Source organism: Streptomyces sp. NPDC056061 (genome assembly GCF_042266885.1).
Lineage (GTDB): Bacteria > Actinomycetota > Actinomycetes > Streptomycetales > Streptomycetaceae > Streptomyces.
In genome coordinates, this window is record NZ_JBHJWQ010000053.1 from 22,669 (window position 1) to 29,376 (window position 6,708).

Below are 6,708 nucleotides of genomic sequence, written 5' to 3' on the forward strand. Positions count from 1 at the left end.
GGCCATCCCACCCACAGCGCGGTGCACCCCACCCGCACCTCACGTTGCGCACCGCGCAACGTGCGTTGCACACTGCGCCGCGGGCGCGGCAGGATGAGCGCATGACCTCCTCCGTGCTGGATCTTGCGCCCGTCGTGCCCGTCGTCGTCCTGGAGGATGCCGTCGACGCGGTACCGCTCGGCCGGGCCCTGGTCGCGGGCGGGCTCCCGGCCATCGAGGTGACGTTGCGGACGGCCGCGGCGCTCGACGCGATCGCGGCGATCGCGGACGGGGTGGAGGACGCTGTGGTGGGCGCGGGCACGGTGGTCTCGGCCCGCAACGTCACCGACACCGTCGCCGCCGGCGCCCGGTTCCTGGTAAGTCCCGGCTGGACGGACGCATTGCTGGACGCGATGAGGGCCTCGGGGGTGCCGTTCCTGCCGGGCGTCTCCACGACGTCGGAGGTGGTCGCGCTGCTGGAACGCGGGGTCACGGAGATGAAGTTCTTCCCGGCCGAGGCGGCCGGCGGCACCGCGTATCTGAAGGCGCTGTCCTCGCCGCTGCCGCAGGCCCGGTTCTGTCCGACCGGCGGCATCTCTGCCGCTTCCGCGCCGTCCTACCTGGCCCTGCCCAACGTCGGCTGCGTGGGCGGCAGTTGGATGGTTCCGGCGGATGCGGTGGCGGCGAAGGACTGGGCACGGGTGGAACGCCTCGCGCGCGAGGCGGCGGCGCTGCGCGCCTGACAGGTCCTGCGCGGCCGGGGCCCGCGCGGCCGGCGAGTCCTGTGCGGCCGGGGCCCGGATACGCAGGGGTCGGACACGTCGCCCCCGCGACGGCTCGGACCCCGGCCCCGGTACGGGCCCCTCGACGGACTGCACAGGCCCCGGGCGGCGAACTCCGCCCGTCCGACCGGACCGCGAACACCGCCCGCCCCGGCGGGGCCTATCGCAGGTGCGAGGTGTCGTTCAGCAACCGGAGCGAGGCGTTCCCGTCCGCGTAGTAGGCCACCGCGGACACCGAGGCCGCCGAGAGCTCCATGCGGAACATGGCATCCGGCGGGGCGCCGAGCGCCAACCGCACCAGGGTCTTGATCGGCGTCACATGAGTGACCACGAGGACCGTACGGCCCGCGTGACGGGTGATCAGGCGATCCCGGGCCGCCTCCACCCGGCGGGCGACCTCGGCGAAGCTCTCGCCGCCGCCGGTCGGGGCCGCCTCCGCCGAGGCCAGCCAGGCGTCCAGGTCGGCGCCGTGGCGTTCGCGCACCTCGGCGAAGGTCAGCCCCTCCCAGGCGCCGAAGTCCGTCTCGCGCAGACCGTCCTCGATGCGGACCTCCAGGCCGAGCCGCTGCGCCACCGCTCCGGCCGTCTCGCGGCAGCGTCGCAGCGGGGAGCTGACGATCTCCTGGATCGTGCCCCGTTCGGCGAGCGACCGGGCGATGCGTTCGGCCTGGTGGCGTCCGGTGGCCGAGAGTTCGGGGTCGCTGCCGCCGCTCCCCGAGAACCGCTTCTCGGGGGTGAGGGCCGTCTCGCCGTGCCGGAGCAGCACGAAGGTGGCGGGCGCCCCGAGATCGGGCGCCGCGCCCCAGCCCACCTGGGGGGCGGCAGCCGTGGACGCCCCCGCCCGGTCGGGGGCCGCGGCGGAACGCGCGGACGGTGCCGGGGCCGTCCCGCATCCGGGACGGGAGGCGAGGGCCGCGCGCGCCCGGGCGGCGCCCGCCGCGGCGTCGCCGGGCGGGCCGGCCACCGGGGGCAGGACCTCGTCCACCGAGGGCCGGGCGGTGTCGAGGGCGGCCGTCGACGCCGACGGCTCCCACTGCTCGCCCCGTCGGCCCGCGTCCATCGCCTCGTTGGCCAGCCGGTCCGCGTGCTTGTTCATCTCGCGCGGGATCCACTCGTAGGTGACGGAGCCGGCCGGCAGGATCGCGGCGGCCCGGGCCGCGAGCGGCTTCATGTCGGGGTGCTTGATCTTCCAGCGGCCCGACATCTGCTCCACGACCAGCTTGGAGTCCATCCGGACCCGCACCCGGATCGTGTCCGCCGCCGCGTCCGGCACCAGCGCGCTCACCGCTCGCAGGCCCGCGATCAGGCCCCGGTACTCGGCGACGTTGTTCGTCGCGACGCCGATGTACTCGGCGGCCTCGGCCAGGGTCTCCCCCGTCGCCGGGTCGACGACGACCGCCCCGTAGCCGGCGGGTCCGGGGTTGCCCCGGGACCCGCCGTCGGCCTCGACGACGAACTGGCGCGGCTGGGTCATTACAGGCCCGAATCCGCCGTGCGGACCAGGATGCGGCGGCAGTTCTCGCAGCGCAGGACGGTGTCCGGGGACGCCGCCTTCACCTCGTTGATCTCGGTGATGTTCAGCTCCAGACGGCAGCCCTCGCAGCGGCGCTGGTACAGCCGGGCGGCACCGACCCCGCCCTGCTGCTCACGGAGCTTGTCGTACAGCTTCATCAGGTCCGCGGGCACGGAACCGGCGACGACCTCGCGCTCCTTGGTGACCGTCGCGGCCTCCCCGTCGAGCTCCTCGGTCGCGGCATCGCGGCGGGCGGTGGCGTCGTCCACCTTGGCCTGAACCGCGGAGACCCGGTCGGACAGCTCGGTGACGCGCTCCTGGACGGACTCGCGGCGCTCCATCACTTCGAGGACGATGTCCTCCAGGTCGCCCTGGCGCCTGGCCAGCGAGGCGATCTCGCTCTGGAGACTCTCCAGGTCCTTGGGCGAGGTGATCGCACCCGAGTCGAGACGCTGCTGGTCGCGGGCGGCGCGCTGGCGCACCTGGTCGACGTCCTGCTCCGCCTTGGTCTGCTCGCGGGCGGTGTCGCTCTCCTCGGTCTGCGAGGCGATCAGCAGGTCGCGCAGTTGCGCGAGGTCGCTGGTGAGCGACTCGATCTCGGCGTGCTCGGGCAGCGACTTGCGCCGGTGGGCGAGCTGCGACAGGCGGACGTCGAGGGCCTGGACGTCGAGAAGTCGGATCTGGTCGGCGGGCGCGGCGTTCAGTTGGGGGCTCCAGAAGAGTGGTGGGTGGTGGTGGTCCAGGGGTCGGTGACCTGCTTCGAGACATGGACCCGCAGGTCCCATCCGTGGCGGTCGGAGATCGCGTCGAGCTGTGCCGCCGCCTGTTCGCACCACGGCCATTCGGTGGCCCAGTGCGCGGCGTCGATCAGGCCGAGCGGGGAGTGCTGGATGGCCTCGGAGGCCGGGTGGTGACGCAGGTCGGCGGTGAGGAACGCGTCGACACCGGCGGCGCGCACCGCGTCGAAGAGGCTGTCGCCGGAGCCGCCGCTGACCGCGACCGTGCGCACCGTCGCCGTCGGGTCGCCGGCGAGCCGGATGCCCTGCGCGGTGGCGGGCAGCCGGGCGGCGGCGCGGGCGGCGAAGTCGGCGAGGCTCTCCGGGTGGTCGAGCACGCAGATCCGGCCCAGGCCCCGACGGCCCGCGGGGTCGCCGGGATCCGGGACCAGGGGCCGCTCGACGCGCAGGTCGAGGGCGCCGGCGAGGGCGTCCGAGACACCGGGGTCGGCGGTGTCGGCGTTGGTGTGGGCGACGTGCAGCGCGATGTCGTGCTTGATCAGGGTGTGCACGACCCGGCCCTTGAACGTGGAGGCGGCGACCGTCGTCGTGCCCCGCAGGTAGAGCGGGTGGTGCGTGACGATCAACTGGGCGCCGAGCCGCAGCGCCTCGTCGACGATCTCCTGGACGGGGTCGACGGCGAACAGGACCCGGTCGACGTGCGCGGTGGGGTCGCCGCAGACGGTGCCTACGGCGTCCCAGCTCTCGGCCCGCTCGGGCGGCCAGAGAGTGTCGAGCTCGGTGAGGACTTCAGACAGACGGGGCACAAGGAAAGGCTACCTGCCCCCTGTGCCCCGTCCGCCATGGCTTCGGCGGGCCGTACGGGCGGCCCGCGTCCGCCCAAGCGGTGTCCCGCAATCCCTGGTGGGTCGGCGCGCGGCGTCGGATGCGGTGCATCGCAAGGCGGAGGGACGTCCGCATACCGGATGCATGTGGACGTTCCGACAACGCGGCGAGGTGCCGTAGCTGTCGTCGCGCGCCCGCCAGGGATTACGGGACAGCGCTCAGGAATCGTTACGGCGGGATCGTCACTTCACGAGGTCGGCACGGAGGTCGTCGAGGACCAGGTTCGCGGCCGTGACGCCGAGGCCGAGGTACCAGGTCTCGTCCGAGACGTCCTTGGCCCGACCGTCCTTGACCGCCTTGAGGTTCTTCCAGAGCGGGTTGGACTGGGTGGTGTCCCGCTTGGTCTTCTTCACCTCGCCGTAGACGCCGGTGAAGATCCAGTCGGCGTCGGCCTCGTCGATCTTCTCCGGGCTGATCTCCGCCGCGAGGTCGTCGATCTGCTGATTCTCGGGCCGCGGCAGCCCGACGTCCTCAAGGATCGTGCCGATGAAGGACGCCTTGGCGTAGAGGCGGATCCGGTCGGGCATGTAGCGGACCATGGAGACGGTCGGCTTGTCGGGGCCGATGTCGTCGCCGAGCTTCTTCGCCTTCGCCTCGTAGGCGGCGAGTTCGTTCTTCGCCTTGTCGGTCCTGTCCAGCGCCGCGGCGTTGAGGAGGTAGTTCTCCTTCCAGGTGAAGCCGGGGCGGATGGAGAACACGGTCGGCGCGATCTTGGAGAGCGCCTCGTACTTGTCGGCGGCACGCAGCTGGCTGCCGAGGATCAGGTCGGGCTTCAGGTTGGCGATGGCCTCAAGATTGAGGTTGTTGATGGTGCCGACGCTCTTCGGGTCGCCCGCGCCCTTTTTCAGGTACGAGGGGATCGCCGCGTCGCCCTCGGAGGGGGCGTAGCCGACCGGCTTCACGCCCAGCGAGACGACGTTGTCGAACTCGCCGACGTCCAGCACCACGACGCGCTTGGGAGCGGCCTCGATCTCGGTCTTGCCCAGGGCGTGGGTGAGGGTGCGGGGGAACTCGCCGGGCTTGGCGTCCGTCCCGTACGCCGCCGTCTTCTTCGCGGCGTCGGCGAAGTCCTTGCCACCGGTCGCGACGGCCGCCTTCTTGTCGCCGCCCTTCGGCTCGGCCGAGCCGCCCGAGCCCCCGTCGTCGCTCCCGCAGGCCGACAGGGAGAGGGCGGCAGCCACCGCCAGGCCGACTGCGGCGGTGCCGCGGCGACGAAGGGACATCACTTGCTCCAGGTGGTAGGTCACACAGGTACCGCTTAGGAATGCCTAACCTTATCCACCCATCTCGGCATTGCGCATAACCCCCTCACCCTCAAGCGATTTCGGACATCACCACCCTTATGCGTGAAGTGCCGAGTCACCCGTTGTTCGGCAGGAAGTGCGATAACTACCTTCAGTCGCCGGAGGTGACCATTCCATGACTGTCTGTGTCGATATGAACGAGGTCGCAGGGACACCCGGAGTACCCGCTGCCGAGGTGCTCGGGGACGGCGGGCCGGACGCGGCGGACGCGCGGCCCGCGTTCACGCTGGCGGCGGACGGCTCGTACGCGGCACGGCTCGCCCCGCGCGAGATCCCGGCGGAGCCGTCCCGCGAGCCCGGGGAGCCGGCCGCCGGATCCACGTGGGCGTGGTTCGTGGAGCGCTGGACGCTGGACGGGCACGAGCCGTACGCGGTTCCGCTCCCCCTCGACCAGCCCGAGGAACCGGACTCGGACGTGCTGCCGCTGACCGACGGACGGGTGCTGATCCGGCGCCGGGTCGCGGACCTGCACGCGTTCTCGCTGCTCTATCCGACCGGCCCCGGCACCGGCGAACTGGCGCTCGGCACTGTCGCGTCGGCCGAACTGACGATGCTGCCGCCGTCCCCTGACGGCATCGGCGCGTACGCGCTCGCGGCCGGTGCGCGGTCCACGACCGTCTGGCTGGTGACGGGCGGCGCCTCCGGCCCCGAGCGGGTCGCCGAGGTTCCCGGGCACTGCACCGGCGGGGCCTGGCTGGACCGGGAGGGGCGAGTGCTGGCCCTCGACCGGAGGCCGCCGGGCGGCGGTCCGGTCAAGGCGGTCGCGGTGGACCTGGGACGGGGCGGCGAGGTGGCTCCGCTGTTGCAGATCGCCCCGGACAGCGACGACCGGCTGCTGCTCGCCGATCCGGACAGCGGTCTGCTGCTGATCCGTTCGGACGCGCCGGGGCAGGACCGGCTCGGCTGGGGGGTGTTGGGGAGTTGCCTGCCCGTGCGCTTCCCGGAGTGTCTGCGTCCGGCGGGGGTGACGGTGACGCCCTTCGCCGTGCAGCCGGGGCAGTCGCTGACGCCGGAGCACTGCGCGGTGGCACTGCGGATCGACGGGGCGGCGGGCAGTTGGCTCGGGCTGTGGCGCCCGGTGGGGCGCCGGCTCCACCAACTCGCCGCCCCCGAGGGGTGGCAGGCAGGTCGCGGGGTGTGGACCCGGGACGGTGTGCTCCGCCTGCCGTACGCCGACGCGCACGTGGCGTGCGGGGTGGCACTGGTGGAGGCACCGGAGGACGGCGACCTCGATCCGTCGCGGGCGGCGCAGGCGGATCCGGACGACGGAAGGCAACCTTCCGCGGATGTCGCGCCTCTTCCTGTACACCGGCCGATCCCACTGGGGCAGGCGCCTCTCGTGGGGCGTCGGGTGCCCGGTACGGACCGAGCGGCACACCGGGTGGGCGATGCCTCTTTCGCGTACCGATCGGTCTAAGGGAGCGCAGAGAATCAACGTGTTGCTTCCCGCTCTGCGGCTCGTTGATGTGGTATGCGCATCTCCGAGTCGATCCGTGGTCAACTCGCTC

Annotated in this window: 6 protein-coding genes; 2 read left to right on the forward strand and 4 right to left on the reverse strand. The window is 72.7% G+C overall.

What is annotated here, in order from left to right:
- Positions 1–101 precede the first annotated feature (101 nt).
- The gene (gene eda, locus ACFC79_RS36775; protein WP_376249420.1) at positions 102–722 is read left to right on the forward strand and encodes a bifunctional 4-hydroxy-2-oxoglutarate aldolase/2-dehydro-3-deoxy-phosphogluconate aldolase; all 621 of its coding nucleotides are present in this window, start codon (positions 102–104) and stop codon (positions 720–722) included.
- 199 nt (positions 723–921) lie between these two features.
- Here eda and ACFC79_RS36780 read toward each other — a convergent pair whose 3' ends face one another.
- From ACFC79_RS36780 to ACFC79_RS36795, 4 genes are all read right to left on the reverse strand, one after another.
- Positions 922–2,235 (reverse strand): bifunctional RNase H/acid phosphatase, encoded by a 1,314-nt coding sequence (locus ACFC79_RS36780; protein WP_376249422.1) that lies wholly within the window; start codon positions 2,233–2,235, stop codon positions 922–924.
- On the reverse strand, positions 2,235–2,978 hold the full coding sequence (locus ACFC79_RS36785; RefSeq protein ID WP_376249436.1) for a zinc ribbon domain-containing protein: 744 nt from the start codon (positions 2,976–2,978) through the stop codon (positions 2,235–2,237). The genes ACFC79_RS36780 and ACFC79_RS36785 overlap by 1 nt, the downstream gene beginning before the upstream one ends.
- On the reverse strand, positions 2,975–3,817 hold the full coding sequence (locus tag ACFC79_RS36790) for a Nif3-like dinuclear metal center hexameric protein (protein ID WP_376249424.1): 843 nt from the start codon (positions 3,815–3,817) through the stop codon (positions 2,975–2,977). Before ACFC79_RS36790 ends, ACFC79_RS36785 begins: the two co-directional genes overlap by 4 nt.
- Positions 3,818–4,078: 261 nt before the next feature.
- Positions 4,079–5,119, reverse strand: a complete 1,041-nt coding sequence (locus tag ACFC79_RS36795; protein WP_376249426.1) for an ABC transporter substrate-binding protein — start codon at positions 5,117–5,119, stop codon at positions 4,079–4,081.
- Between the two features lie 196 nt (positions 5,120–5,315).
- Here ACFC79_RS36795 and ACFC79_RS36800 point away from each other — a divergent pair, with 196 nt between their 5' ends.
- Entirely contained in the window at positions 5,316–6,617 is a 1,302-nt protein-coding gene (locus ACFC79_RS36800) for a hypothetical protein (protein ID WP_376249428.1), read from the forward strand.
- Positions 6,618–6,708: the final 91 nt, after the last annotated feature.

Excerpts from the sequence above, each read along its gene's own strand:
- ACFC79_RS36780 (WP_376249422.1), bottom strand. The coding sequence starts at position 2,235 with ATGACCCAGCCGCGCCAGTTCGTCGTCGAGGCCGACGGCGGGTCCCGG.
- ACFC79_RS36800 (WP_376249428.1), top strand. The coding sequence starts at position 5,316 with ATGACTGTCTGTGTCGATATGAACGAGGTCGCAGGGACACCCGGAGTA.
- eda (WP_376249420.1), top strand. The coding sequence starts at position 102 with ATGACCTCCTCCGTGCTGGATCTTGCGCCCGTCGTGCCCGTCGTCGTC.
- ACFC79_RS36795 (WP_376249426.1), bottom strand. The coding sequence starts at position 5,119 with ATGTCCCTTCGTCGCCGCGGCACCGCCGCAGTCGGCCTGGCGGTGGCT.